Below are 25,584 nucleotides of genomic sequence, written 5' to 3'. Positions count from 1 at the left end.
AAATACAGATTACAGAAACCGGGCACGCAGCTCGGGCGTGGGCAGCCAGCAGGCATCCTGCCGGCCAAACCAACGGTACCGGTGCCGGGCAATGAGCCGGTATACGGCATCACGCAGCGGCCGGGGAAACATCTGGCCCAACCGTGCCAGCCACCGCCACCCAGGCAGGTGCTGCAGAATACCCAGGGCCGCCGCCGAGTGGGTGTATGCCTGCCCCGCCATCAGCAGCACTACCGAGTCGGGCTCGGGGGGCGTGGGCAACCGGTGCCGTTGCAGTAGCGCCTGCCCGGCAACCGACTGCAGCGCCGCAAACCGAAACCGACCAGCGGCATCGTGGCGGATAACAAACTGTACAAACCCATTGCACAGGTTACACACGCCGTCGAAGAGGATAATAGCCGACATATCGGGCATAGGCGGGCAGGTTGACGACGGTATAGGGACTGCCAGACCGCACCAAATGTTTCGAGGGCTCAGTCGGCAGCCTGGGGCACGGGCAGCAGGTCGCAGTACCAGAAGCCGGTATCGAAGGGCGGGGACTGGGTTTCGGCTTTATCATCAATGGGGGCGCACACGCTGCTGGCGGTGGGGGCGGCATAGGTGCGGCGCACAATGTCGCCCCGCTCAAACGGGATGGGGCTGCTGAAGTACGGCGCATCGAACACGAAGCTATGGTACTCGCCGTTTTCGCCGCAGCTGTCGACGCCGGGCGGCAAGTCGCGCAGGAAATCAGCATCCAGCTCCCGTCCGCAGAAGCTTCGGTCGAGGTATTTTTCGTTTACGCACACCACCACGGCCCGGAAGCCCAGCTCCAGGTACTCGTGCAGCAGCTCGGCATTCGGCCGCTGCCAGAGCGGAAACTCCGCCGTTAACCCGATGCCGGCCAGCTGCTGCTCCCGGTAGCGGCGCAAATCTTCCAGGTAAATATCCCCAAATACGGCCCGGCGGATACCTTTTGCCAGCAAGGGGGCCAGGGTGGCGCGCATCCGGGCCTCGTACTCAGCCATATCGGGCATTTCGGGCAGCTCCAGGCGGGTTAATGGCAGCCCAATGCGACGGGCCTGCTCCTGCAGCAACGCTACCCGCACGCCGTGCATGGAAACCCGGCCGTAGTGTGCATTCACGCTGGTAAGCAACTCGGTAACGTGCAGGGTAGGGTTACGCAGGGCGTGGTAGAGGGCCAGGGCCGAATCTTTGCCGCCGCTCCAGTTCATAACAGCAGGAATAGACATGGGCCAAAGGTAGAGGCTGAAACGCGCCCCGCAAGCCCGGACGCAACCGCAAACCCGCGCCACACGTTTGCCCCCTGACGCCCCTCTTACGTAGCATGTCCCTCTTTTCCACCCTAGCTTGTACCATTGGCCTGGCAGCACTGCTGGCCGGATGTGGCGAGAAGGCCCGGCCTGCCGAAGCCCGGAACGCCGCCGGCCCTACCGCTGACACAACGGGCACTACCGGAGCCGTGCAGCAGCAGAGCGTACAGAATGCCGTGCCAGCCGGCCCCGCGCCCGGTCCCGGTCCGGGGCCAGGTCACTGATAGCAACCTATTCACCTCATATTTCACGCCCACTCTCACCATGAAACGCCTCCTTAGCCTCACCCTAGCAGCTGGCCTGGCCACTGCCCTTACTGCCTGCGACTACAACAACACCCCCGGTAAGGACCCACAAGCCAGCCAGGATTTCTCCGAAGCTCCCAAAGCCCGCGCCACCGAAACCGATCTGGACAGCATCAGCAGTCAGCAGGAAGTGAACACGCCCGTTGGCACCGGCTCGGCCGCCGACCAGAAAACCTCGACGGATGCGGCCTTGGAAGGTGCTCCCAATAGCCCCAGCTCGCCAACCAGCACCATGCCTTCCAACTCTTCGGAGGGTAATGCCTCGGCCCGGGAGCAGTAATTCCAGGCTACGCTGCGGCCCCCAGCAAACAGGCCCCGCTACTGTAGTAGCGGGGCCTGTTTGCTGGGGGCCGCAGCGTAAGCTTATAAGGCCCAGCGTCTGGATTCCGGCTCTCCGGCGTGGGAACCTTTTGTGAGCAGCAGCCCGGAAGTCAACGTGAGAATGTCTTCGAAACCGCCCACCAGACCGCCCGGCAGCCCCGACTCCTGGGTAGCTTTTTTGCGCAGAAAGAAGCTCAGGTACGTGCCCGCAATGGCCGCTACCCCACCCAGCAGAGCGCCCTGCCACTGGTTGTCGTGGTTGATTTTGTAGAGCGTGGCACCTACCAGCGCGCCGGCGGCGGCCCGGCCGGCCAAGGCGGTGGGCGAAATCCGGTCGGGCATTTGCGGGAGCTTATCGGCCGTCATTTCGCCGGCCGCCAGCAGCTTCAGACCGTGGGCAACCACCGGCGTCTGCAGGTAGCGCAGGGGCGAATTGCGCAGCACGTGCGGACGGTACGTTAGCAGGTTACTACTCAGCAGGGCCGGGGCCGTCATGCTCCGGAAGCCAGCCAGGGCGCCCAGGCCCAGGGTTTGCCATTGATGTCTGGTCATGATAGATAGAAAGAAGAAAGGAAAAGCGGATTGCTCCTGCGCATCTAACGCAATTCAGCCTTTCCCGGACACCTCAGCCCCCTACCAAGCCGCGCAACACACTGATACAGCCCCGGTATAATCCTATTTATCAACCAATAACAGCTCGTATGCTTTGCCTGCGGAAAGCCGGGGGCGCGGAATATACACATGCTCAACTGTGTATGAAACATGGCACGCGAAACTTAATATTAAATAAATTTCATATACTTGTTAAGTATCTTTTTATCAGCACAATAACACCTTATATTTCTAAATAGTTACCAAATTGTTATGCAAGCATAATTCACAATTACTTCATCTACTTTTGCACCGAAATTCCAGGAACACGTCCTGGATAAATAAAAAAGCTCTCCTATGAAGAACAGATTTATACTGTTTTTGCTACTCGGCTTTGTGCTTTTCACGAGTAGAAATCCGGTGCTGGCGCAAGGCGTCACCACTTCCGCCATGAAGGGCCTGGTGCTTGACAGTAAAGGCGAGCCCCTGCCGGGGGCTACCGTAGTAGCCACCCACTTGCCCTCAGGAACCCAGTATGGCACTGCCACCCGCGACAATGGCCAGTATGACCTGCTGAACATGCGGGTAGGTGGCCCATATGAGTTAAAAGTGTCGTTTGTGGGGGCCCAAACGTACTCGGCTACCGGTATTCAGCTGGCATTGGGCAAAACGTTTGAGAGCCGCATCCAGCTTTCCGATGGCTCCCAGGCCCTGGGGGAAGTGGTAGTAAAAGGCAACCGTGACGGGCAGATAAACAAGGACCGCACCGGGGCTTCCACCAACGTGAACAACACGGCCATCCGCACGCTGCCTACCATTAGCCGCTCCCAGGAGGACTTCACCCGCCTCACGCCCCAAAGCAATGGCTTGAGCTTTGGGGGGCGCAACACGCTCTACAACAACTTCTCCCTCGATGGCTCCATCTTCAACAACTCGTTTGGGCTGGACTCCCCCACCCCGGGGGGCCAGACCAACTCCCAGCCGGTTTCGCTGGATGCCATTGAGCAGCTGGAAGTAAGCCTGGCTCCCTACGATGTGCGCCAGGGAGGTTTTACCGGGGCTGGCATTAATGCCGTAACCAAGAGTGGCACGAACTCCTTCAAAGGCTCGGTATACACGTACCTGCGCAATGAGAAGCTCATTGGCGAGAAGGTGGGGGATGCTACCATCAGGAATCCTGACCTGAAGTTCAACCAGACCGGTTTTGCGCTGGGCGGCCCCATCATCCAGAACAAGCTGTTCTTCTTCACCAACGCCGAAATTACCCGCCGCGACGATCCGGCCCTCACGTTCCGGCCCGCTGCCAGCGCCGCCGAGGCCCAGGCGGCCCTCAACGGCCAGGCCCCGGGCGTGAGCCGGGTACTGGAAAGCGACCTGCTGGCCATCCGCCAGCGCCTGCAGGACGTGTACGGCTACGACCCCGGCACTTACCGTGACTATACCTACCGCACCAGCAGCGACAAGTTTCTGGTGAAGCTGGACTGGAACATCAACCCCAAGAACACTTTCTCGCTGCGCTACAACTACCTGAGCAGCTTCCGCGAGCAGGGCCCCCACCCCATTGCCATTGCGCCGTCGTCGCGGGTACAGGGCGTGAACACGCTGCAGTACTCCAACTCGGGCTACACCATCAACAACAACCTGAACTCGGTGGTGGGCGAGCTGAACTCGCGCTTCGGGGAGAAATTCAGCAATAAGGCGCAGCTGAGCTTCTCGGCCTTCCGCGACTTCCGCGAGCTGCCCGACGCCAAGCTGTTTCCGCAGATTGACATCACCAAAAACGGCACTACCTACGTGAGCGTGGGCACGGAACAATTTTCGGCCGAAAACCGCCTCGACCAGAACATCACCCAGTTTACGGACAACCTAAGCTACTTTGCCGGGGCCCACGTGCTCACGGGTGGCCTCACCTACGAGCGGTTTGCCTTCGTGAATGCCTTTAACCTGCAGCGCTACGGCTACCCCTTCTTCGGGGGGCTGGATGTAGACCGTTTTTTCCAGGTTACGGACCGCTCAAACCCGAACTTTGTGGACCTGAACGCCATTGCCACGGCAGGCGCAGCCAAGCGCATCAAGTCGGTGGACGTGAACGTGGCCCAGCTGGGGCTGTACGCCCAGGATGAGTGGACGCTGACGCCGGCCTTCAAGCTGACGCTGGGCGTGCGCGCCGATATGCCCATCTACAATACCGAGGTGGCTCAGAACGAGCAGATTGCCAACGCCTCATTCCGGGATGCCAGCGGCCAGCCGGTGAAGGTCGACGTGACGAAGTTTCCCAGCAGCAAGCCGCTGTGGTCGCCGCGCCTGGGCTTCAACTACTCGGTAGATGGTAGCGAGTACACCACGCAGCTGCGCGGCGGTACCGGCATTTTCACCGGCCGTATCCCGTTTGTGTGGGTTAGTAACCAAGCCTCCAACTCACAGTTCGACCCCGGCTATACCTTCCAGATCAACGCCACGGCCCGCAACTTCAAGTTTCCGCAGGTGTGGCGCTCCAACCTGGCCGTGGACCAGCAGCTGCCCGGCGGCGTAACGGCTACCCTGGAGGCTATCTACTCCAAGGATATCAATGCCGCCATTCACCGCAACTACAACCTGGTAACGCCCACGGAGCGTGCCGCCGGGGCCGATGGCCGCGAATTGTACCCTGCCTCCGGTCCGCGCATCAACCCCGGCTTTACCGGCCCCGACGGCCAGTTCAGCTTCCTGGATGCGGGCGTAATTGTGCTCGAAAACACCAAGAAAGGCTACCAGTACTCGCTTACCGGCCAGCTGAAGAAAGACTTCGCCAACGGCCTGTACCTGACCACGGCTTACACCTACTCGCGGGCTAAGGACGTCACCTCGAACCCCGGGGAAATTGCCGCCGATGCTTTCCAGCGCAACCCGGTGGTGGGCAACGCCAACAACCCCCAGCTGGCTTACAGCGACTTTGGCCTGCAGCACCGCATCATCGGGGCGGCCGGCAAGCGGTTCGCCTACGCCAACGACCGGCTGGCTACTACGCTGAGCTTCTTCTTCGAGGCGGCGCAGGGCAACCGCTTTACCTACACCTACGCCGGCGACATGAACCGGGACGGGATTCCCGGCAACGACCTGATTTTTGTACCCGCTTCCCAGGACCAGATCCGGCTGGTGGACATCACCAACGGCCAGGGCGCAGTACTGGTATCGGCCGCGCAGCAGTGGCAGCAGTTGGACGCCTACATCCGGCAGGATGACTACCTGAATGAGCGCCGCGGCCAGTACGCCGAGCGTAACGGCAACCTGAGCCCCTGGTATACCCAGCTCGATGCCAAGCTGCTGCAGGATTTCTCAGTGGCTCTGGGCAAAAACCAGAAGAAGCATACCTTCCAGCTCAGCCTGGACCTGCAGAACCTGGGCAACCTGATCAGCTCCGACTGGGGTGTACGCAAGCTGGTGGCCAACAACCGGCCCATTGAGTTTGTGGGCTACCAGGGCACGACCAACGTGCCCACCTACCAGTTCCGGGGCGGGAGCCAGACCTTCGTGAACAACACCGACCTGAACAGCCGCTGGCGTGCCCAGATTGGCCTGCGCTACATCCTCGACTAGTGGTTTAGCGCCCCGGGCGCAACCAGCAATTACAGACCAGTAAAAAGTCCCGCAGCAAGTTGCTGTGGGACTTTTTACTGGTCTGTAATTGCTGGTTGCGCTACTATAAAGGCCACTCACTGCTCAAAGTCAGTGGCCTGCAGCCTGCTACTGCGGATTCCGGGCCCAGTTATCCATTTTACGCTCCAGCACGGCTAGCGGCATTACGCCATCTTTCAGCAGCTCATCATGAAAGGCACTGATGCGGAAATGGCTGCGGTTCTGGCCGGCATACTTCTCGCGTAGCTTATCGGAGTGGGCCCCTAGCTGCTGCTCGTATTTCTGGCGCAGCTCCCGGATTTTCAGGGCCCCGATTTTGTAGCTCAGGGCCTGACCCGGAATAGCCATATAGCGCTCAATTTCGGCGGTGGCGCCTTCTTCGCTGATGGCCTCGTTGGCCAGCATGTACTGAATGGCCTGCTCGCGGGTCATGTCTTTGGAGTGCATGGCCACGTCCACCACCAGGCGCACGGCGCGGTGCATCTCGTCGCCCAGCGCGCCCATGTACTGGTAGGGGTCGGTGTAGAGGCCCAGCTCCTTACCCAGGCTCTCGGTGTAGAGGGCCCAGCCTTCGCCCATGGCCCCATACCAGGCAAAGCGCCGGAACTTGGGCAGCTCGGTGTTTTCCTGCTGCAAGGAAATCTGGTAGTGGTGGCCCGGAATGGCCTCGTGCAGAAACAACGACTCCATACCGGACGTGACGTTGAACGTGGTGGCGTCCAGAATCGGGATGTAGAAGATACCGGGGCGGGAGCCGTCGGGGCTGCCCTGGTTGTACTCGGCCGAGGCCGAAGCGGCCCGGAAGGCTTCCGTCTGGCGAATCTCGAACGGGGTTTTAGGCGTGCGGCCAAACATCTTTTTCAGGTTAGGCTGCATCTTGGTCTGAATGGCCCGGAACGCGCCCAGCACTTCTTCGGGCGTTTTGTAGGGCATCAGCTTGGGGTCGGTTTTCAGCGAGGCGAAGAAGGCCTTCAGGTCGCCCTTGAAACCCACCTGCGCTTTCACCTTCTCCATTTCCTGCCGGATGCGGGCTACTTCCTTCAGGCCGGTCTGGTAGATTTCCTCCGGCGTTTTGTCGGTAGTCGTCCACGTTTTCACGTAGTACTTGTAGATGTCGGCCCCGCCGGGAATGGCGGCAATACCGGTGCTGGGGCGGGCTTTGGGCAGGTATTCCTGCTCCAGGAAGTCGCCGAGCTTTTTGTAGGTGGGCACCAGCTCCTCCAGAATGGCCTTTTGGTAGGCGGCCGTGATGCGCTGCTTCTCGGCGTCGCTCAGATCTTTGGGCAATTTATTGATGGGGCCGTAGAATAGGCTCTTGGTGGCATCCTGGGTTTCCATGGCCCGCATCTGCGGAATCATTTTCACCACCAGTGCCTTAGGCAGCACCACGCCGGCCTTCATGCCCTGGCGGAAGTTGCTGATGGCTGTATCGGCCCATACTGAAAAGCCTTTTACGCGGCCCAGCCAGTTGTCGTAGTCCTTGGCCGTTTTGAAGGGCTGCACTCCCTCGCCCGAGCCATACTGGCCCATGCTGATGGGCAGGCCCCAGAACTGCTGAAACGGAATCATCCAGGTGTTCAGCTTCAGGCCTTCCAGCTTGCTTTGCAGGTCGTACTCGAAGATGTCGTAGCTGATTTTATCGTTGGCCGTCAGCTCCTCCCGGTTGAACTTGTGCAGGCCATCAAGGTAGCGCTGGTAGAAGCGCTGGAGCTTGTTGCGGAACTCCTTGGTGCCGTCGTTGGGCAGCTGGTCGTTGTAGCGGTTGTCGCCCTGGGTGGTGGCATCCAGCGGGAACAGCCGGGCGTTTTCTTCCCAGTAGGCGTCGAACAGGGTAGGCAGGTCTTTCACGTCGGCCAGGTTGGTTTCGGTGGCAGCGCCGGTTTCGGCGGTGTTTTTCGGCTGGTTGCAGCCGGCCAGCAGTGCCCCGGCCAGCAGACCGGTGAGGGCAAGTTTTTTCATGGGAGAAGGAGAAGTATATCCAAGGGGAGAAAGATAAGCAGGTTTTGGGCGCAGCGGTAAAACCCGTTGTCATCCTGAGCTTGCGAAGGACTTGGTTACGTGAGGACGATATTTCCCGCAGAGGTTCGCAGAGGCATGCGCAGAGGACGCAGAGGCTGTTCTGATGGCATCAAATCCGGTCGAACGTCATGCAGAGCCGGAGGTGAAGCATCTCGCGTGCTAACATCTGAACAGCATTACAACGTCAGCACGTGAGGTGCTTCGCCTCCGGCTCTGCATGACGTGCTGTTTGCAAAACAGCTTCCCCATCCACCAGCCCTAACCTTTCCCGGGAAATCCGGTTATACCCTCTCTCCTATTCAACTTACCCCAACGCATGGAAAATCTGACTGGCAAAACGGCCCTGGTGACGGGCGCCGGCAAAGGCATTGGCCGAGCCGTGGCCGTGGCTCTGGCCAAGGAAGGTGTGCGCGTAGCCCTGCTGGCCCGCACCGAAACGCAGCTGCAGGAAGTAGCTCGCGAAATTGAGGCCCTGGGCGGCCAAGCCGTGGTAGTAGCCGCCAGCGTGGCCGACCGCGCCGCCGTGGATGCGGCCGTAGCCCAAGCCCTGGCCCAACTCGGCACCATCGATATCCTCATCAACAACGCCGGCATCGGCACCTTCGCCAAGGTGGTGGATATGGACCCCGAGGAGTGGGAAAACATCATCCGGGTGAACCTGCTGGGCGCGTACTACGTGACGCGCGCCGTGCTGCCCCAGATGCTGGAGCGTCAGACCGGCGACATCATCAACGTGGCCAGCACCGCCGGCCAGCGCGGCGCCGCCACCACCAGCGCCTACAGCGCCTCCAAGTTCGGCCTGCTGGGCTTCACCGAGTCCCTGATGCAGGAGGTGCGTAAGCAGAACATCCGCGTCTCGGCCCTCACGCCCAGCACCGTGGCCACCGAGCTGGCCGTGAGCAACAACCTCACCGACGGCAACCCCGACAAGGTGATGCAGCCCGAAGACATTGCCGAAATCATCATCAGCCAGCTCAAGCTCAACCGCCGCATCTTTATCAAAGAAGCCGGCATGTGGAGCACCAACCCTTGATTCAATTAAAAATTAAGAATGAAGAATTAAAAATTGGGCTGGTCATCCTGAGCTTGCGAAGGACTTTTTAACGATTGAACGACCATCGTAACAACGACTTGTTCATACGCAGCAAGGTCCTTCGCAAGCTCAGGATGACCAGCCCAATTTTTAATTCTTTTTCACCCGTTCCAGCACCAGCTGGTTCATGGGGTTGGGGGTGAGGCCTTGCACGTTGTTCTGGGTGAGGCGCACCACTTCGTCGTAGTACACGGCAATGACGGGGCACTCCTCGGTTACCAGGCGGTCCATTTGCTGATAGAGGGCATAGCGGCGGGCGGCGTCCTGCTCCAGCTTGGCCTGCTGGTAAAGCTGGTCGTAGGCGGGGCGCTTGAAGTGGGTTTTGTTGGGGCCGGCCGGGGCGAAGTTGGGGCTGTAGAACAGGGCCAGGTAGTTTTCGGCGTCGGGGTAGTCGCCCAGCCAGCTGCGGGTAAAGAAGGCGGCGCGGCCGTTGTCAATCATTTCGCCGTGGGCTGCGCCCTGGTTCACGTCAATTTCCACCTGCACGCCCACGTCGGCCCACTTTTTCTGGTAGTACTCGCAAAACTCCTTGCTCTCGGCCACCGTGTTCAGGCGCAGGCGCAGGGGCTTGCCGGGGCTGTAGCCGGCGGCGCGCAGCAGTTGCCGCGCCTTTTCGGGCTGGTAGGTGTAGCCAGGCACCTTTTCGGCGCTGAACGAGGGCAGTGAGGCCGGTACGAAGCCCGAGTTGCCGGGCTTGCCCACGTTATTGAGGAAATAGGCCAGAAACTCGGGCTTGTTGAGGGCGTAGTTCAGGGCCTGGCGCACGCGCTTGTCCTGCAGCGCCTTGCCGGTGGTCAGATTGTCGCCGCGCAGATTGGTGAGGTCCTGCTGCATGCCCAGGTACTCGGTGTTCAGGTAAGGTACCTTCTGTAGCCGGAACTTGCCCTTGAAATCCTCTCGTACGGTGCCGTCGGGGTACATGATCAGGTCCCGCGAGCCGCTGCGGATGCCGCTCAGAAAGTCGAGCTTACCCTGCATAAAGGTCAGGAACTCCGTCTTGCGGTCCTGGATAAAGCTGATTTGCACGGCATCGAGGTAGGGCAGCGGCTTTCCATCGGCATCCTTTTTCCAGTAGGCAGGGTTGCGGTGGTAAATGATGGCGTTGCCCTCGTCCCACTCCTTAAACCGAAACGGTCCCGTGCCCACCGGGTGCTCCCGGAAGTCTTTACCCCAGCGCTGCACCGCCTCCCGCGGCACCACGTAGGCATAGGGCATGGTCAGAATTCCGAGGAACGGAATAAAAGGCTCCTTGAGGTAAATGCGCAGCGTGGAGTCGTTCACGGCCACAAAGCAGGTATCCGACGGCTCCCCATCGGCCTTCTCCAGCACCTTGCCCCGGAAAATCCAGCCGCCGGGGCTGGCCGTAGCCCCATCCAGCAGCCGCCGGAACGAGTACACAAAGTCCTGGGCCGTCACGCGCCGCCCCTTGCCCCCGGGAAATACGGCGTTATCGTGAAAGCGCACGTTGGGGCGCAACGTAAAGGTATAGCGGCGGCCATTGGGGCTGATTTCGTAGCGGCGGGCCACAGCAGGGCCGGGCTTCAGGCTGTCATCCAGCTCTACCAGGCCGTTGTAGAGCTGGGTCACGGCCCAGGTATTGGCCTGGTTGCGGGCAAAGGCCGGATCCAGCGACGTGAGGCTTTCGGGTTGGTTGTAGCGAAAAACCCGCCGGGCATCGGTGGTAGCCGTCGGTTCGGAGCAGGCGGCCAGCAGCCCGGGCAGTAACAGAGCAAAACCAACAGCACGGCGCGAAAACGGAAACATGGGAACGGCGAAACAATGTATATTTGCAAAGGTATCCCATCCGGGGTTTGCAGCCCACTGGCTGCTTGTCCTGCTCTGTTTTCTATGAATCTGACCTACTACGGCCACGCCTGCTTTCTGCTGGAGACAGGTGGCACCAAAGTGCTTTTCGATCCGTTTATTCGGCCTAATCCGCTGGCTAAAGAGGTTGATGTTGATGCCATTGCCGCCGACTACATCCTTATCACGCATGGTCACGGCGACCATATTGCCGATGCGGAGGAGATTGGCAAGCGAACCGGCGCTCAGTTGGTTGCCATTGCTGAAATAGCCGGCTGGTTTGGTCAGAGGGGCCTGAACACAACGGGGATGAACCTGGGCGGCACGCTGCAGCTGCCTTTTGGTAGTGTAACCATGGTGGCGGCCGCTCACTCCAGCTCCTTCCCCGATGGCTCCTATGCCGGTCTGGCGGCAGGGTTTGTGGTGAAGGCAGAAGGCAAAACCTTTTATTTCGCCGGCGACACGGCCCTCACCTACGACATGAAAATACTGGGGGAGCGGTACGCGCTGGATTTCAGCATCCTCCCCATCGGCGACCATTACACCATGGGTATCGACGATGCGCTGGTGGCAGCCGACTGGGTTGGCACCCCCACAATCATTGGCATGCACTACGATTCGTTTCCGGTTATTACCATCAACCACGCCGAGGCGCAGGCCAAGGCAACCCGGGCCGGCAAAGAGTTGCGGCTGCTGGCCATTGGCGAAACGATTTCGTTGTGAGTTGTCAGTTGTTGGTTGTCAATTCCCTGACAATCGACAGCCCGCAACCTTCCTGACAACTGACGACTAACAACTGACAACTAAAGCGAAATGGGCAAAATCATTGCGGTAGCCAACCAAAAGGGTGGGGTCGGCAAAACCACCTCCTCGATTAACCTCGCGGCCTCCCTGGCGGCGCTGGAATATCGGACCCTGCTCGTGGATGCCGATCCGCAGGCTAATGCCACCTCCGGCGTGGGCTTCGACCCGAAGGATATTCAGAACAGCATCTACGAGTGCATGGTGGACGGCATCAACGCCCAGGATATCATCCTGCAAACCACCCTGCTCCCCCACCTCGACCTGATGCCCTCCCACATTGACCTGGTAGGGGCGGAAGTAGAAATGATAAACCTGCCCAACCGGGAGGAAAAGATGAAGGAGGCCCTGCGCCCCCTGGCCGACCAGTACGATTTCATTATTATCGACTGCTCCCCTTCCCTGGGTTTGATTACCGTGAATGCCCTTACCGCCGCGCATTCCGTCATTATTCCGGTGCAGTGCGAGTATTTTGCCCTTGAAGGCTTGGGCAAGCTGCTCAATACCATCAAAATCATCCAGAGCCGCCTCAATGAGGAGCTGGAAATTGAGGGCATCCTGCTCACGATGTACGATGTGCGCCTGCGCCTGAGCAACCAGGTAGTAGAGGAAGTAAAGCTGCATTTCCAGCAGTTGGTGTTCGATACCATCATTCCGCGCAACGTGAAGCTGTCGGAGTCGCCGAGCTTCGGCATTCCCGTTATCCTGCACGACGCCGAAAGTAAAGGCAGCATCAGCTACCTGAACCTGGCCCGCGAAATCGTGGAAAAGAACATTGAGGCCGCTGGTGAGCCGGAGCAAGCTACCGAGGATACGGCTGCGTAGTTCCGGTATGACATGGGAATTCGGTGAGAATCCGCCCTTTCAACTCAGCTATTTGCTTCCCTCTAGCGAAAAGCTGGTTGCTTGGCAGATGTTACAGGAAAAGCTGCCTATTGCGTCTGTCCTGACCGGAAAGATTTTTGCCCGCACTCATTTCGGCATCTTTTTCGATGCCCATATTGGCTTTGCGGTCCGCATGAATGTTCCTGATTTTGGGAAAGCAGAGGGCGGCATGATTTTCCCGGACGACTACCCCCCTTTGGGAAGTGAAATCAGTGGAAGGCTAACTGGTTTTGACACGCCTTGGCACCAAGTGGTTGTTGGGAGAATATGATTAATAAGGCCGGCCAGTAACTTAAGTTGCTGGCCGGCCTGCTTTTTACCAGCATGTTCCACGATTTTTCTTTGGCGTGGAACAAAATTCTCCAGCATCCCGGGCGTTTGTGTATTTTTGACTCCCGCTTCCACTCCGTGCTATTGGGTGGGCGTTGCTTGCAGGTATGTCTGAGAAAAACGAAGAGAAGAATATTCCGGCCGCCGCTGCGGCAGCGCCTAAGCGTAAGATTGGGGGCCTGGGGCGGGGTCTGAATGCCCTGATTGAAGGCAGCTACGAGAAAAAGAGCGAGCGGCTCGGCCTGGTGCCCCACCCCGTCAACTCCGTGGGCCTGATTCCGGTGGGCCAGATTCAGGCCAACCCCTACCAGCCCCGTACCCACTTCGACCAGGACGCCCTGCAGGAACTGGCCGAGAGCATTAAGATTCAGGGTATTATTCAGCCCGTTACGGTACGCCAGACCGGCACCAACTCCTACCAGCTCATCAGCGGGGAGCGGCGCCTGCAGGCCTCCAAGCTGGCCGGGCTGGATGCCATTCCAGCCTACATCCGCAAGGCCGACGACCAGCAGATGCTGGAAATGGCCCTGATTGAGAACATTCAGCGCGAAAACCTCAATGCCATCGAAATAGCCCTCAGCTACCAGCGTTTGGTAAGCGAGTGTAACCTGAAGCAGGAAGAGCTAGGCGACCGGGTGGGCAAGAACCGCTCCACGGTAACCAACTACCTGCGCCTGCTCAAGCTTCCGCCCGATATTCAGATTGGCCTGCGCGACAGTGTGATTAGCATGGGTCACGCCCGTGCCCTCATCAACATCGACAGCATGGACCAGCAGCTGGCCCTGTTCCGCCGCATCGTGGCGGAGGAGCTGTCGGTGCGCCGCGTGGAGCAGCTGGTGCGTACCGGCGGCGCGGCCGACACTGAAAAGAAGCCCACGCAACCTGCCACGCCCGCTGTGCCGCCGGCCGAACTGAAACGGGCCGAACGGCACCTTTCGGAGCGTTTTGGCAGCCGGGTACTCGTGAAACCTGGCCCCCAGGGCCGAGGCGAAATCAAAATTGTCTTCGACTCGGTGGAGGACATGCAGCGCATCCTGCACATTCTGCAGCCAGCCTAGATACTATTAAAGGGCGGAACCTCGTTCCGCCTCTTTCTTTCTACTGCTATGGCTTCTGTTCGTATTACCGCCGCTGTACTACTTTCTGTATTCGCTGTGCTGTTTGGCCAGTCAGCGTACGCCCAAACCGTTACTGCCGGCCCCGACTCTTCCCGGGTATCCAGCAATTCGGTCTCGGATTCGTTGCGGCGTACGGAGAAGCTGTTTGGCAGGCGCGTAACGCGGCCCCAGAAAGCCACCTTGCTGGCTCTGGTGCTGCCGGGTTCCGGCCAGATTTACAACCGCCAATACTGGAAGCTGCCACTGGTGTACGGAGGACTGGGTGCTACTGGCTACGGGCTGTTTCTCTATCAGAGCCGGTACAAGGAATACTCGAACGGCAAGAAAGCTTACCTGAATGGTACGCCCATTCCCAACCTGTCCGGGGCGCGCGTAAGCAAAGAAACCAGCATTGAGAATATCCAGCGGGGCGTAATCTTTTACCGCCGCTACCGGGACTCCTTCATTGCCTACAACGCGCTGGTGTACGGCGTGACAATTCTGGATGCGCTGGTGGCCGCTCACCTGCGCGACTTTGACATTGGCGACGACCTGAGCCTGCGCCTCGACCCGGCGGTGCTGCCTACGCAGACCACCGCGCCAGGAGCTGGCCTGGCCCTGACCCTTCGCCTGAAATAACGTGTTTCGGCGGAGTGGCCCGGCGGCGGCCTGCTGAACTTGCTTACCTGAAATTACTCTTACATGAAGCTCCTGTTGATTGGCTACGGTAAAATGGGCCGGGCCATTGAAGCCCAGGCCCTAGCCCGCGGCCACCAGATTGCCGGTATCGTGGACCCCTCCCGGCCCGATGTACGGATTTCCGACTTTACGGCGGCCGAGGCCGATGCGGCCATCGAATTTACCCACCCCGATGCGGCCTTTCAAAATGTAACAGCCTGCCTGAAGCAGGGAATTCCGGTGGTATGCGGCTCCACGGGCTGGCTGCACCACTTTGCCGAGGCCCAGGCCCTGAGCCAGCAGACCGGCACGCCCCTGTTCTATGCCTCCAACTACAGCGTGGGCGTGAATCTGTTCTTTCACTTCAATGAGTACATAGCTGCCAAAATGCACCAGTTTGGCGGCTACGACGTGCAGGTACGGGAAATTCACCATACCCAGAAAGTCGACCAGCCCAGCGGCACAGCGCTTACGGCTGCCGAAGGCATTCTGCGCAACTTCCCGGGCAAAACTACCTGGCGCAACGAGGCGGCCAGCGCCCCGCAGGAGCTGGCTATCCTCTCGGAGCGCGAAGGCACGGTGGTGGGCACCCACATCGTTACCTACTCCTCGGCCGCCGACTCCATCGAGCTGAAACACGAAGCCCACACCCGCGACGGATTCGTGCAGGGCGCCCTGCTGGCCGCCGAGTGGCTGCCGGGCCGCCGGGGCGTGTTTGGTATGCAGGACCTGTTGGGCTTATGATTGTTAGTTGTTGGTTGCTGACTGGACTTGAATTGCGAAACAATCAACAACCAGCAACCAACAATCAACCAGCATTATTTCGCATCTTCCGGCGTTCATCCGGAACGGAGCCGGCCAGAGCCGGCAACCCTCACTTTTCTGGCTTCTGACTCATTATGGCAGTACAATCCTGGGAGAAATACCTCGAGAAAAATCCTCCAACTCCCGCCACTCCTGGCAAGGAACCGAAAAAACGTAAAAGCGCCGCGCGTGAGTGGGGTGATGCCATCCTGTTTGCCGTAGTTGCGGCTACGCTCATCCGCTGGGCTACGTTCGAGGCCTATACCATCCCCACGCCCTCCATGGAGCATTCCTTGCTGGTAGGCGACTACCTGTTTGTGAGCAAGCTGCACTACGGGCCGCGCACTCCCCAAACACCTCTGCAGGTCCCGCTCACGCATCAAACTATCTGGGGCACTAACCTGAAAAGCTATTCCGACCTGATTCAGCTACCCAGCTACCGGCTGCCGGGCTTTTCGGAAGTGAAGAACAACGACGTGGTGGTGTTCAACGTGCCCTTTGAGGACCAGCACCCCGCCGACCTGCGCACTAACTACATTAAGCGGTGCATTGGTATTGCCGGCGACGCGCTGGAAATCAAGCAGGGGAAGGTGTTTATTAACGGGAAGCCGGCCGTGAACTTTCCGGAAATGCAGAGCAGCTATTTTCTGCAGATTCCGCAGGCCAACGACGACCTGCTGGCTGCATTCAAGCAGTATGGGGTGGTAAATTATGACACTCCGGAGGGGCTGCCTTACCAAGCGGATACTGACTACGGCCGGGGCTACGAGGTGCACATGACCCAGGCTGCGTACGATTATTTCAAGCAGCAGCCGTACGTGAAGGGCATCATCGACCTAAAAACTCCTCCCGGCCAGCCGGAGCGGGGCCAGCAAGTATTCCCCAACAACCCCGATTACCTTCCCTCTCAGCCCAACAATCCGCTGAACCCGTTGCCCTTCCCAACCTGGAATAAGGACAACTACGGCCCTCTGCAAATTCCGAAGGAAGGTCAGACGGTGCAGCTTACGCCCCAAAACTCAGCCATCTACCAGAAAATTATTCTGCGCTACGAGCACAACGAAGGAATAAGCGTAGATGCCAGCGGACAGATTCTGCAGAATGGGCAACCGCTCAAGAGCTACACCTTCAAGCAGAATTACTACTTCATGATGGGCGACAACCGGCATAATTCTCTGGATTCCCGGTTCTGGGGCTTTGTTCCCGCCGACCACATCGTGGGCAAGGCAGTGCTCATCTGGCTGTCGGTGGACCCAAATGCTTCCTTCTCCCAGAAAATTCGCTGGAACCGCCTGTTCGACTTGGTCAACTAAGGACCACGCATTGCGCGGATTGCGGTGGACGATTGTAGCACACGCTGTAGCTTACCTCTCATCCCGCCCGCATAACCAGTCGTATTAACTACAAAAGAGGCTTGCCGATTGGCAAGCCTCTTTTTCTTAGAATCAGTATCGACCAAACAGTTCGGGCACGGCACAAGCTACAGCGTGTGCTACAATCGTCCACCGCAATCCGCGTAATGCGTGGGCTACCAGTGAATCGGCGTTTCACCGTGCTGCATCAGGTAGGCGTTGGTCTGGCTGAAGGGGCGGGACCCGAAAAACCCCCGGTCGGCGGCGTAGGGCGAGGGGTGGGCCGCTTTCAGCACGAGGTGCTTTTTCTGGTCGATGATTTCGCCTTTCTTCTGGGCGTAAGCACCCCAGAGAATGAACACTACATGTTCTTTGCGGTCGGAAATCTGCTGAATAACGGCGTCGGTGAACTGCTCCCAGCCTTTTTTCTGGTGGCTGCCTGGGTCGCTGGCCCGTACGGTAAGTGTGGCATTCAGGAGGAGCACCCCTTGCTGGGCCCACCGGTCGAGGTTGCCGTTGGGGGCCGGAGCAGTATCCGGCAAATCGGACTGCAACTCCTTGAAGATATTTTGCAGGGAAGGTGGTGTACGGACGCCCTCGGCCACGGAAAAACTTAGCCCGTGAGCCTGACCCTTGCCGTGGTAGGGGTCTTGACCTAAAATGACTACTTTCACTTTATCGAAGGGGCAGGCCTCAAAGGCGTGAAAAATCTGGGGGCCGGCCGGGTACACCGTGGTAGTGGCGTACTCCCCTTTTACAAAGGCAATGAGGTGTTGGAAATAGGGTTTTTCGAATTCCGGAGCCAGCACCTTGCGCCAGCTTTCTTCTATCTTTACAGACATACGGAGAGAGGATTATTTTTTCGGTTGAGTAGGCCATCGGGTAGCTCGGCTGCGTAGATAAACCAAATTCCGCATACGGCTGTTAGCTTTTTTCTCTTTCGGAACTCCAGACGTTATGAATACGACCACCACCCAAGGCGTGACCGTGAGCGTTACGACGAACTACCTGCCGGACTATTCCAGCCCGGGACAGGAGCATTACGTCTTTGCCTATAAAATTGATATCCGCAACAACAGCGAGTTTACCGTAAAGCTGCTGCGCCGGCACTGGTACATTTACGATGCCAACGGCGTGGTGCGCGAAGTGGAAGGCGAAGGCGTGGTAGGCCAGCAGCCCGTGCTGGAGCCCGGCGAATCGCACCAGTACGTATCGGGCTGCAACCTCAAGTCGGGGTTAGGCAAGATGCGTGGCTCCTACCAAATGGAGCGGCAGATGGACGGCAGTGAGTTTGCCGTTGAAATTCCGGAATTTACCCTGGTAGTACCCTACCGCCTCAACTAAGCGCAGGCTGCGTAAGTAGAATACAAAAGCCGCCCCGATTCGTTCGGGGCGGCTTTTGTATTGCTTGTATCTTCGGGCCGCATTCTGGCCTCCAGGCTCCGGAGGCAGCTTCACTTTAGTTTCTGCGCACTGTGCTGTTTCAGGTCTTCAGCTACTTTCGTTTTCTCTGGCGTTCCGGCAATGCACACGGCTTACACTCTCCTTTCGTGTTTGACCTCTATGCGCACGTTATCAACCATGATGGGCATTTTGCGGCCTACGATGCAGTAGAAAACCGGCGGGAGGAGTTACGCCACGATGCTACCACCATTCAGGTGCTGGATTTTGGGGCGGGCTCCCGCGTGGGTGCGGGCCGCACCCGCCGCCTGCGCGACATTGCCCGCACGGCGGCTAAGCCGCCGGCGCTGGGGCAGCTGCTGTTCCGGCTGGTAAACCATGTACAGCCGCGTACAGTGGTAGAGCTGGGCACTTCCCTGGGTCTGACTACCGCCTATTTGGCCCTGGCCAGCACCCGGGCCCGGGTGCTCACCTTTGAGGGCTGTCCGGCTACGGCCGCAGTAGCCCGCCAGACCTTTGAGGCTGTAGGAGCGCACAATGCGCAAATCGTGGAAGGCAACCTCGATGATACCCTGGCCCCTACCCTCATTACCCTGACCGCACCGGTTGATTTTGCCTTTTTTGATGGCAACCACCGTTACGAGCCTACTCTACGGTACTTCGAGCTGCTGAATCAGCACCGCACTGAGGACAGCGTGTTTGTGCTGGATGATATTCATTGGTCGAAAGAAATGGAGCGGGCCTGGGAGGATATCAAACAGCACCCCGATGTGACGCTGACGGTGGACCTGTTTTACATTGGGGTGGTGTTCTTCCGACGCGGCCAGCCCAGGCAGCATTTCACCCTGCGGTTCAATAATGCCTTGGACAAGCTGCTGGAGCGTACCAACGTGTTATCAGCCTGAACACAGAAAGGCCGCCCTGCTGAGTTTATCGGAACAGGGCGGCCTTTCTGTGTTCAGGAACTCTCCGTGGCTACCGGCACCTTACGCCGGCATGGGCGCAATGCCCGCGGCACCACCTTCCTGAATAGCCGCACGCACCCGGGTTAGTTTGCGCAGCAGTGCCTCCAGTCCATCCAGCGCCAGCATGTTGGCGCCGTCGGATTTGGCCGTGGCGGGCGTGGGGTGCGTTTCGATAAACAGGCCGTCGGCCCCCACGGCAATGGCGGCTTTGGCAATGGTTTCGATGAGTTGGGGCTTACCACCGGTTACACCGCTGCTCTGGTTAGGCTGCTGCAGAGAATGGGTTACGTCCATCACCACGGGCACATCAAACCCGCGCATTATGGGCAGGTTGCGGTAATCTACCACCAAATCGGAGTATCCGAAAGAGTTACCCCGGTCAGTGAGGATAACGTGGGGGTTGCCAGACTGCCGCACTTTGTCCACGGCAAACTGCATGGACTCGCCGCTTAAAAACTGGCCCTTCTTCACGTTTACCACCTTGCCGGTTTTGGCAGCGGCAATCAGCAAATCGGTTTGCCGGCACAGGAAAGCCGGAATCTGCAGTACATCCACGTATTCGGCGGCCATAGCCGCTTCCTCCGACTCGTGAATATCCGTGACGGTGGGCACCCCAATTTCCCGGCTTACTTTCTGCAGTATCCGCAGCGCCTTCTCGTCGCCGATACCGGTGTAGGAATCGAGGCGGCTGCGGTTGGCCTTGCGGTAGGAGCCCTTGAAGATGTAAGGAATCTGGAGCCGGTCGGTGATGGTACGCACCTGCTCAGCAATGCGCAGGGCCATGTCCTCGCCCTCAATTACACAAGGCCCCGCCATCAGGAAAAACTGGCCGGAATTGGTATGGCGGAAGTGGGGCAGCACGTTGGCGAGTTGATTGATCATGTAGCACATGCTTTAGCTTGTGAGGAAACCACACAGGCAGATGGAAAAGAGAATGACTAGGTGAGGCTAAGCCCCGGTGCGACACAAGCTACAGCGTGTGCTATTTCTTTCGTAAACACATAAACAACTCCCGCCCCTGCCGTGGAGCCAGAGAGTTGGTAGCGGTATCAAAGTGCACGAAGTTGAAATACGGCGCGAAATACGCCCGGTACTCCTCGCGTGAACCCCCAAATGGCGGGCCGGGCTGGCTAAACTCGGTATCGAAGAGCAGGCCCATGAGCGTGCCACCGGGCCGCAGCAAATGGGCGCACTGCCGGGCATAGGCCGGCCGCAGAACGGGGTCCAGGGCACAGAAAAATGTTTGCTCTACCAGCAGGTCAAAGGGGGGCGTGGGTTCCAGCTGAAAAAAATCGGCTAGTAGCAAATGCTCCACCGGAAAGTCGGGTACGCGCTGCTGCAGCTGCTGTAGCGGCTCCGGAGCAACATCGGCCACCCACACGTTAGGCCAGCCGGCACCATGCAGATACTCAGCCTCATAAGCCCGACCGGCACCCGGAATCAGAATGCGGCGGCCATCGGGCGGGCCCAGCTGCGCAAAATATTCCTGCAGAGGCGGCGTTATCCGCCCCGTATCCCAGCCGGTTTGACCGGTTACGTAGCGCTGTTGCCAGTAAGCGGCATCGAGTAGCAAATCCGGAAGCATATTGCGGCAGGGTTGTATATTGGGCACTTGCCTGGGTACGGAACTCCGTTATTTTTGCCCTAAAGGTACTACCTGCGCCCGGACTCTCCGGGCATTCACTTAACCCCTTTTGCAATGGAACAAGACCAGAGCCCCGAGCCAAAGAACAACAACCGCGTCCTGCTGATTGTGGCCCTGATTCTGGTGCTGCTGGGCATCAATGGCGTGCTTTTCTACATGAATCAGCAGAAAAGCAAGCAAAATGAACAGCTCCAGGCCGATGTGGTGACCAAGGATGCCAAGCTGGAGGAGCAAATTAAGCAATATGAGGCGCTGAAGGCCGATTATGAGCGTCAGAGTCAGGAAGTGCAGGGCATGGGCCTGGCCAACGACTCTCTGGAAGCCAAACTGGCCCAAATCAACGCCGACCTGTTGAAGCTCCGCTCCTTCCGGGCCGGCAGCTTCAGCATTGCTGAGCAGCAGCGCTTCAAGCAACGCGCGGCCAATTTTGAAACTCAGCTGCGCAAAAAGGATGAGGAAATTGCTCAGCTCAAGGCCGACAACGAGGCCCTCTACACCGAAACCACGACCCTGAAGGAGCGTCAGAACAAGCTTACGGATACCATTTCGACGGTAGTGCGCTCCAATCAGGAGCTAAGCGAAAAAGTAGCCGTAGCCTCCCGCCTGCAAGCCGAAAACATTCGGGTGGGCGTGGTGAACAGCCGCGAGAAGGAAAAGGCCGATGAGGACAACGAGTTCAAAGCCAAGCGGGTGGAAAAGATTAAGGTAACCTTCAACCTGGGCCGTAACGACGTGTCGCCGAAGGAAACCAAGCAAATCATGATGCGCCTGATTGAGCCCGATGGCGCTGCCCTCTACAACCTGAGTACTGGCGGCGGCACCTTCATGATTGATGGCGCTGAGGCTTTCTACACGGCCAAGCAGGATATCGTGTTCGACAACACCCGCCAGCCCGTGCAGTTCCTGTATGCCAAGGGCGCGGCTTACAAAACCGGCCTGCACACCGTGGAGCTGTACGAAGGCGGCGTCATGATTGGCAAAACCACCTTCACGCTCAAATAAATCACGGATTTAGACGGATTCGTCGAATTGCACGGATTCGTTCTGTTCCGTTGTGCTTGCGGATAAACCAGCCTCCGCTAAAAAGGCCTTCCAATCGGAAGGCCTTTTTTGTGCAGTAATGGTGACAGAACGAATCCGTGCAATCCGATGAATCCGTCTAAATCCGTGATTCGAAGTCGTCCAGCTTCTTGAGAGTAGCCTTGATGTTCTCGGTAAAAAGGACGATTACTGAGCCAGGCTTGGCCGTAGCCAGCACGTGGTCAATGGCGTCCATTTCGTTTTCGATGTAAGTGATGGGCAGGTCGGGGTTATCGAGGCGCAGGCCCCGCTCCATAATTTCCTTCAGCTGCTCGGCGGTTTTGCCCCGCAGGTCCCGGTCCTGGCGCAACACTACCTCGTCGAAAATGCGGCCAGCAATGCGGGAAAAGCCCAGCGTATCCTCGTCGCGCCGGTCGCCCAGGCCCGACACTACCCCGACCTTGTGGGTGGCTTCGGTGGCGTTCAGGAACTGGGCAAACTTCTCGATGCCGTGGGTATTGTGGGCATAATCCACAATCACCTCAAACTGCGGGAACTTGTACACGTTCATGCGGCCCGGCGTTTTGGCGGCCGAGGGCACGAACGTACGTAGTGCCTGCTTAATATCGTCCTTGTCGAAACCATAGCAGTAGCAAGCCAGGGCCGCCGCCAGCGAGTTTTCGATGTTGAAAGTAGCCCGTCCTCCAAACGTAATCGGAAACTCGGCGGCTCTATCAATGCGCAGCTTGTAGCTGTTTTTATAGATGGTGATGTAGCCCTCCTCGTACACGGCTGCCAGGCCGCCCTGCTCGGCGTGCTCCCGGATGCGGGGGTTGTGCTCGTCCATACTGAACAGGGCCACCCGGCACTCCAGCTTTTCGCGCATGGCGTACACTAGGTCGTCGTCGGCATTCAGCACGGCCCAGCCGTTTTTGCGTACCGTACGGGGCAGTACACCCTTTACAGCCGCCATTTCTTCCACCGTATAAATGTCGCGCATACCCAGGTGGTCGGCGGCTACGTTGGTTACAATGGCCACATCGCAGGTATGGAATCCCAGACCCGAGCGGAGCATACCACCCCGGGCGGTTTCCAGCACGGCGAAGTTTACAGTGGGGTCTTTCAGCACAAACTCGGCGCTTTGCCCCCCGGTGCAGTCGCCGCTTTGCAGCTGCACGCCCTGAATGTAGATGCCATTGGTGGTCGTGAATCCTACTTTATAGCCCTTGGAAGCCACAATATGGGCCAGCAGCTGGGAGGTAGTGGTTTTACCGTTGGTGCCCGTCACTGCAAAAATCGGAATGCGGGCCGTGCTGCCCTGCGGAAACAGCATATCAACCACCGGCGCGGCCACGTTGCGCGGCAGGCCTTCGGTGGGCGAAATGTGCATGCGGAAACCCGGCGCAGCATTTACCTCAATTACGGCTCCGCGCGTCTCGTTCAGCGGAATAGCAATGTCGGAGGTCAGCAAATCAATGCCGCAGATATCCAGCCCTACAATACCTGCCACGCGCTCCGCCAGCAGCAGGTTATAAGGGTGGACTAGGTCGGTTACATCGGTGGCAGTACCGCCGGTACTGATGTTGGCGGTGCTTTTCAGGTACAGCGTTTGCCCGGCGGGCAGCACCGATTCCAGCGTCAGGTCCTGCTTGGCGAGGATGTCCAGGGTGTGCTGGTCGGCTTTGATGCTGGTGAGGACTTTTTCGTGGCCTACGCCCCGGCGGGGGTCCTTATTTACTTCCTCAATCAGTTGCTGAATAGTATGCTGCCCATTGCCGGTAACGGCGGCCGGGGTACGCTTGGCGGCGGCAATGAGCTTGCCGTTTACCACCAGCATCCGGTAGTCGTCGCCCTCAATAAACTGCTCCACTATTACGGCGCGGGAATATTTCTGGGCGGCCTTGAGGCCCTCCACAGCGTCATCCCAGTTCATGATGCGGATAGTGGCTCCCTTGCCGTGGTTGCCATCCAGGGGCTTGGTCACAATGGGGAAGCCCAACTCCTCTACTGCGTCGCGCAGGCCATCTTCTGAGTATACGGTAGTGCCGTGGGGCACCGGCACGCCGGCATCCTTCAGCATGGCCTTGGTGCGGTTCTTATTGCCAGCCACCTCCACCCCGGCGTGGGAGGTGTAGCTGGTAGTGGTAGCCCAAATGCGCTTCTGGTTTACCCCGTAGCCCAGCTGAATGATGCTGCTGTTTTTGAGTTGGATATAGGGAATGTTGCGCGAAGCCGCTTCAGCTACGATGCTGTACGTGCTGGGCCCGAAGAATTCTTCTTCCCGAATTTCGTGCAGCTCATCCACAATCGGCTTTACTGTTACTTCCCGGCCGTGGCACAGGTCGTCTACCAGCTGCACGGCGGCCTCGGCGGCCATGCGCCCCGCCCGCTCCTCCTGGTAGCTGAATACCACAAACTCCACGCCTTCCTGATGGGTTGGGTACGATTTACCCCAGTACACGGGCATACCGGCCGTGCGCTGCAGGGCCAGTGCTACCTGCTGAATAACGTGGCCCAGCGGCTCGCCATCCTGTAGTTGCTCCTCGGTAAGAGGCGGGTTTTTGGGGCCGTGTTTACCTGCTTCCTGGTGCGGCTGGGGTTCCAGTAGTTCCGGCAGCAGCCCGGGGAGCCGCTCTGCCAAAGCCGGGGTACTATTCGACCATACATCTGCCAGGTCCTGCATGTCCACTTTCATTACAATTAGTTTGTAATGTTTCACGGACCAATAGCTGGGGCCGCGCATCGTGCGAAGGTCAAGAATCTTCATGTTGGGAGAGAGTGGAAAGTATCGTTGCGTGCGCGCTTCTACGCGGAATTGAAATGTAGGGATTATGCCGCAAGAAACCTTTTATTCGCATTACAGCCTACTTTTTACCTACAGGCATCATTCTCAGCTACCAAGCTGAATAAGTTTTTTTCAGCAACTCGGCTTAAACGCAAAAAACCCCGGTCGGGGCTAATCAACCGGGGCACTAGGCACTGAAAACAGGGATCTATAAAGAGGTGATGAGCAGATTGAAACGTTCAAACTAAGATAGGGAGAATTTGCCTGAGGATCGGATAGCTGGTGCCGCACACTATCCGGATGTTGTTGTACTGCTGCTGTTGTACTGCTGTGGCGTACAGGGCATCGTAACCAGGGCCGGGCAGTTTATTTATTGCCGTCCGATGCGTCCATGCTCTGCAACTATAACTCGGTACGTCGGTTGGGTATGGCCCAGTTGTTCCACATCCTGATCCAACAGTCAGAACTCCAATGAACGGCTACACAAAAACGCTTTTCCAGCTACATGGCTGGAAGAGCGCAGAGCTTAACACCATCGGGCGTGACTTTGTGATTATAAAGCTTCTTAGAAAGTCAAAAGAGCGTCATGCTGGGCTTGTCGAGCATCTCTATCGCTCCGTTTGGGTCGTTCAACTAAGAGCGTGTTTGGGAATTCAGACCCGATTGAGCGACATAGTGATGTTAGCTAGTAATAGCCAAGCAACATGGCTAGCGGGAGTGAATTCGTAATCAACGACCACGCGGCGAAAGCAGGCTAACCA

At 58.3% G+C, this 25,584-nt stretch carries 23 protein-coding genes; 14 read left to right on the top strand and 9 right to left on the bottom strand.

Going from position 1 to position 25,584, the window contains the following annotated elements:
• Window positions 1–9: 9 nt before the first annotated feature.
• Window positions 10–414, bottom strand: coding sequence for a thiol-disulfide oxidoreductase DCC family protein (locus EI290_RS21690; RefSeq protein WP_125433744.1), 405 nt, complete (start codon window positions 412–414; stop codon window positions 10–12).
• 59 nt (window positions 415–473) lie between these two features.
• Entirely contained in the window at window positions 474–1,232 is a 759-nt protein-coding gene (locus EI290_RS21685; RefSeq protein WP_246009027.1) for an adenine nucleotide alpha hydrolase, read from the bottom strand.
• Window positions 1,233–1,327: 95 nt separating this feature from the next.
• Between EI290_RS21685 and EI290_RS21680 the strand changes: the two genes are divergently transcribed.
• Window positions 1,328–1,537: a hypothetical protein gene (locus EI290_RS21680; RefSeq protein WP_125433743.1), complete on the top strand. Its 210-nt coding sequence runs from the start codon at window positions 1,328–1,330 to the stop codon at window positions 1,535–1,537.
• 40 nt (window positions 1,538–1,577) lie between these two features.
• Window positions 1,578–1,898: a hypothetical protein gene (locus EI290_RS21675; RefSeq protein ID WP_125433742.1), complete on the top strand. Its 321-nt coding sequence runs from the start codon at window positions 1,578–1,580 to the stop codon at window positions 1,896–1,898.
• Between the two features lie 83 nt (window positions 1,899–1,981).
• On the opposite strand, the gene EI290_RS21670 is transcribed toward EI290_RS21675, so the two are convergent.
• A complete protein-coding gene (locus EI290_RS21670; protein WP_125433741.1) occupies window positions 1,982–2,491 on the bottom strand; it encodes a DUF4126 family protein in 510 nt (169 codons plus the stop codon).
• Window positions 2,492–2,926: 435 nt separating this feature from the next.
• Here EI290_RS21670 and EI290_RS21665 point away from each other — a divergent pair, with 435 nt between their 5' ends.
• On the top strand, window positions 2,927–6,106 hold the full coding sequence (locus EI290_RS21665) for a TonB-dependent receptor (RefSeq protein WP_221766299.1): 3,180 nt from the start codon (window positions 2,927–2,929) through the stop codon (window positions 6,104–6,106).
• 147 nt (window positions 6,107–6,253) lie between these two features.
• On the opposite strand, the gene EI290_RS21660 is transcribed toward EI290_RS21665, so the two are convergent.
• Entirely contained in the window at window positions 6,254–8,104 is a 1,851-nt protein-coding gene (locus EI290_RS21660; protein WP_125433739.1) for a DUF885 domain-containing protein, read from the bottom strand.
• A gap of 376 nt (window positions 8,105–8,480) precedes the next feature.
• Between EI290_RS21660 and EI290_RS21655 the strand changes: the two genes are divergently transcribed.
• The gene (locus EI290_RS21655) at window positions 8,481–9,197 is read left to right on the top strand and encodes a 3-ketoacyl-ACP reductase (protein WP_125433738.1); all 717 of its coding nucleotides are present in this window, start codon (window positions 8,481–8,483) and stop codon (window positions 9,195–9,197) included.
• Window positions 9,198–9,347: 150 nt separating this feature from the next.
• Here EI290_RS21655 and EI290_RS21650 read toward each other — a convergent pair whose 3' ends face one another.
• Window positions 9,348–11,021 carry an ABC transporter substrate-binding protein gene (locus tag EI290_RS21650; protein ID WP_125433737.1) on the bottom strand — a complete coding sequence of 558 codons (1,674 nt, stop codon included), beginning with the start codon at window positions 11,019–11,021 and terminating at the stop codon, window positions 9,348–9,350.
• 84 nt (window positions 11,022–11,105) lie between these two features.
• Between EI290_RS21650 and EI290_RS21645 the strand changes: the two genes are divergently transcribed.
• From EI290_RS21645 to lepB, 7 genes are all read left to right on the top strand, one after another.
• Entirely contained in the window at window positions 11,106–11,783 is a 678-nt protein-coding gene (locus tag EI290_RS21645) for a metal-dependent hydrolase (RefSeq protein WP_125433736.1), read from the top strand.
• A gap of 90 nt (window positions 11,784–11,873) precedes the next feature.
• A complete protein-coding gene (locus EI290_RS21640) occupies window positions 11,874–12,686 on the top strand; it encodes a ParA family protein (RefSeq protein ID WP_125433735.1) in 813 nt (270 codons plus the stop codon).
• A 7-nt stretch (window positions 12,687–12,693) separates the two neighbouring features.
• Window positions 12,694–13,017: a hypothetical protein gene (locus EI290_RS21635; RefSeq protein WP_125433734.1), complete on the top strand. Its 324-nt coding sequence runs from the start codon at window positions 12,694–12,696 to the stop codon at window positions 13,015–13,017.
• Between the two features lie 166 nt (window positions 13,018–13,183).
• The gene (locus EI290_RS21630) at window positions 13,184–14,134 is read left to right on the top strand and encodes a ParB/RepB/Spo0J family partition protein (RefSeq protein ID WP_125433733.1); all 951 of its coding nucleotides are present in this window, start codon (window positions 13,184–13,186) and stop codon (window positions 14,132–14,134) included.
• Window positions 14,135–14,182: 48 nt separating this feature from the next.
• Window positions 14,183–14,812, top strand: coding sequence for a DUF5683 domain-containing protein (locus EI290_RS21625; protein ID WP_125433732.1), 630 nt, complete (start codon window positions 14,183–14,185; stop codon window positions 14,810–14,812).
• Window positions 14,813–14,875: 63 nt separating this feature from the next.
• Window positions 14,876–15,595, top strand: coding sequence for a 4-hydroxy-tetrahydrodipicolinate reductase (gene dapB / locus EI290_RS21620; RefSeq protein WP_125433731.1), 720 nt, complete (start codon window positions 14,876–14,878; stop codon window positions 15,593–15,595).
• 155 nt (window positions 15,596–15,750) lie between these two features.
• Window positions 15,751–16,968: a signal peptidase I gene (lepB, locus tag EI290_RS21615; RefSeq protein ID WP_125433730.1), complete on the top strand. Its 1,218-nt coding sequence runs from the start codon at window positions 15,751–15,753 to the stop codon at window positions 16,966–16,968.
• 215 nt (window positions 16,969–17,183) lie between these two features.
• Here the strand turns inward: lepB and EI290_RS21610 are convergent, their stop codons facing one another.
• The gene (locus EI290_RS21610) at window positions 17,184–17,849 is read right to left on the bottom strand and encodes a uracil-DNA glycosylase (RefSeq protein ID WP_125433729.1); all 666 of its coding nucleotides are present in this window, start codon (window positions 17,847–17,849) and stop codon (window positions 17,184–17,186) included.
• Between the two features lie 115 nt (window positions 17,850–17,964).
• Between EI290_RS21610 and apaG the strand changes: the two genes are divergently transcribed.
• Complete coding sequence (apaG, locus tag EI290_RS21605; protein WP_125433728.1) at window positions 17,965–18,351, top strand: Co2+/Mg2+ efflux protein ApaG; 387 nt, start codon at window positions 17,965–17,967, stop codon at window positions 18,349–18,351.
• Between the two features lie 206 nt (window positions 18,352–18,557).
• Complete coding sequence (locus tag EI290_RS21600; RefSeq protein WP_317127488.1) at window positions 18,558–19,313, top strand: O-methyltransferase; 756 nt, start codon at window positions 18,558–18,560, stop codon at window positions 19,311–19,313.
• Window positions 19,314–19,394: 81 nt separating this feature from the next.
• On the opposite strand, the gene kdsA is transcribed toward EI290_RS21600, so the two are convergent.
• Together kdsA and EI290_RS21590 are read right to left on the bottom strand one after the other, a co-directional pair.
• Window positions 19,395–20,255, bottom strand: a complete 861-nt coding sequence (gene kdsA / locus EI290_RS21595) for a 3-deoxy-8-phosphooctulonate synthase (protein WP_125433726.1) — start codon at window positions 20,253–20,255, stop codon at window positions 19,395–19,397.
• A gap of 100 nt (window positions 20,256–20,355) precedes the next feature.
• A complete protein-coding gene (locus EI290_RS21590) occupies window positions 20,356–20,958 on the bottom strand; it encodes a methyltransferase domain-containing protein (RefSeq protein ID WP_125433725.1) in 603 nt (200 codons plus the stop codon).
• A gap of 114 nt (window positions 20,959–21,072) precedes the next feature.
• Between EI290_RS21590 and EI290_RS21585 the strand changes: the two genes are divergently transcribed.
• A complete protein-coding gene (locus EI290_RS21585; RefSeq protein ID WP_125433724.1) occupies window positions 21,073–22,020 on the top strand; it encodes a hypothetical protein in 948 nt (315 codons plus the stop codon).
• A 157-nt stretch (window positions 22,021–22,177) separates the two neighbouring features.
• Here EI290_RS21585 and cphA read toward each other — a convergent pair whose 3' ends face one another.
• Complete coding sequence (gene cphA, locus EI290_RS21580) at window positions 22,178–24,805, bottom strand: cyanophycin synthetase (RefSeq protein ID WP_125433723.1); 2,628 nt, start codon at window positions 24,803–24,805, stop codon at window positions 22,178–22,180.
• Window positions 24,806–25,584 lie beyond the last annotated feature (779 nt).

Source organism: Hymenobacter metallilatus (genome assembly GCF_003944705.1).
GTDB classification, from domain to species: domain Bacteria; phylum Bacteroidota; class Bacteroidia; order Cytophagales; family Hymenobacteraceae; genus Hymenobacter; species Hymenobacter metallilatus.
This window is presented reverse-complemented; position numbering and strand designations above follow the sequence as displayed.

Excerpts from the sequence above, each read along its gene's own strand:
- EI290_RS21630 (WP_125433733.1), top strand. The coding sequence starts at position 13,184 with ATGTCTGAGAAAAACGAAGAGAAGAATATTCCGGCCGCCGCTGCGGCA.
- EI290_RS21640 (WP_125433735.1), top strand. The coding sequence starts at position 11,874 with ATGGGCAAAATCATTGCGGTAGCCAACCAAAAGGGTGGGGTCGGCAAA.
- lepB (WP_125433730.1), top strand. The coding sequence starts at position 15,751 with ATGGCAGTACAATCCTGGGAGAAATACCTCGAGAAAAATCCTCCAACT.
- EI290_RS21585 (WP_125433724.1), top strand. The coding sequence starts at position 21,073 with ATGGAACAAGACCAGAGCCCCGAGCCAAAGAACAACAACCGCGTCCTG.
- EI290_RS21690 (WP_125433744.1), bottom strand. The coding sequence starts at position 414 with ATGCCCGATATGTCGGCTATTATCCTCTTCGACGGCGTGTGTAACCTG.
- EI290_RS21590 (WP_125433725.1), bottom strand. The coding sequence starts at position 20,958 with ATGCTTCCGGATTTGCTACTCGATGCCGCTTACTGGCAACAGCGCTAC.
- EI290_RS21670 (WP_125433741.1), bottom strand. The coding sequence starts at position 2,491 with ATGACCAGACATCAATGGCAAACCCTGGGCCTGGGCGCCCTGGCTGGC.
- EI290_RS21610 (WP_125433729.1), bottom strand. The coding sequence starts at position 17,849 with ATGTCTGTAAAGATAGAAGAAAGCTGGCGCAAGGTGCTGGCTCCGGAA.
- EI290_RS21635 (WP_125433734.1), top strand. The coding sequence starts at position 12,694 with ATGACATGGGAATTCGGTGAGAATCCGCCCTTTCAACTCAGCTATTTG.
- EI290_RS21625 (WP_125433732.1), top strand. The coding sequence starts at position 14,183 with ATGGCTTCTGTTCGTATTACCGCCGCTGTACTACTTTCTGTATTCGCT.
- kdsA (WP_125433726.1), bottom strand. The coding sequence starts at position 20,255 with ATGATCAATCAACTCGCCAACGTGCTGCCCCACTTCCGCCATACCAAT.
- EI290_RS21645 (WP_125433736.1), top strand. The coding sequence starts at position 11,106 with ATGAATCTGACCTACTACGGCCACGCCTGCTTTCTGCTGGAGACAGGT.
- EI290_RS21680 (WP_125433743.1), top strand. The coding sequence starts at position 1,328 with ATGTCCCTCTTTTCCACCCTAGCTTGTACCATTGGCCTGGCAGCACTG.
- EI290_RS21660 (WP_125433739.1), bottom strand. The coding sequence starts at position 8,104 with ATGAAAAAACTTGCCCTCACCGGTCTGCTGGCCGGGGCACTGCTGGCC.
- apaG (WP_125433728.1), top strand. The coding sequence starts at position 17,965 with ATGAATACGACCACCACCCAAGGCGTGACCGTGAGCGTTACGACGAAC.
- EI290_RS21655 (WP_125433738.1), top strand. The coding sequence starts at position 8,481 with ATGGAAAATCTGACTGGCAAAACGGCCCTGGTGACGGGCGCCGGCAAA.
- EI290_RS21650 (WP_125433737.1), bottom strand. The coding sequence starts at position 11,021 with ATGTTTCCGTTTTCGCGCCGTGCTGTTGGTTTTGCTCTGTTACTGCCC.
- EI290_RS21685 (WP_246009027.1), bottom strand. The coding sequence starts at position 1,232 with ATGTCTATTCCTGCTGTTATGAACTGGAGCGGCGGCAAAGATTCGGCC.
- cphA (WP_125433723.1), bottom strand. The coding sequence starts at position 24,805 with ATGAAGATTCTTGACCTTCGCACGATGCGCGGCCCCAGCTATTGGTCC.
- EI290_RS21675 (WP_125433742.1), top strand. The coding sequence starts at position 1,578 with ATGAAACGCCTCCTTAGCCTCACCCTAGCAGCTGGCCTGGCCACTGCC.
- dapB (WP_125433731.1), top strand. The coding sequence starts at position 14,876 with ATGAAGCTCCTGTTGATTGGCTACGGTAAAATGGGCCGGGCCATTGAA.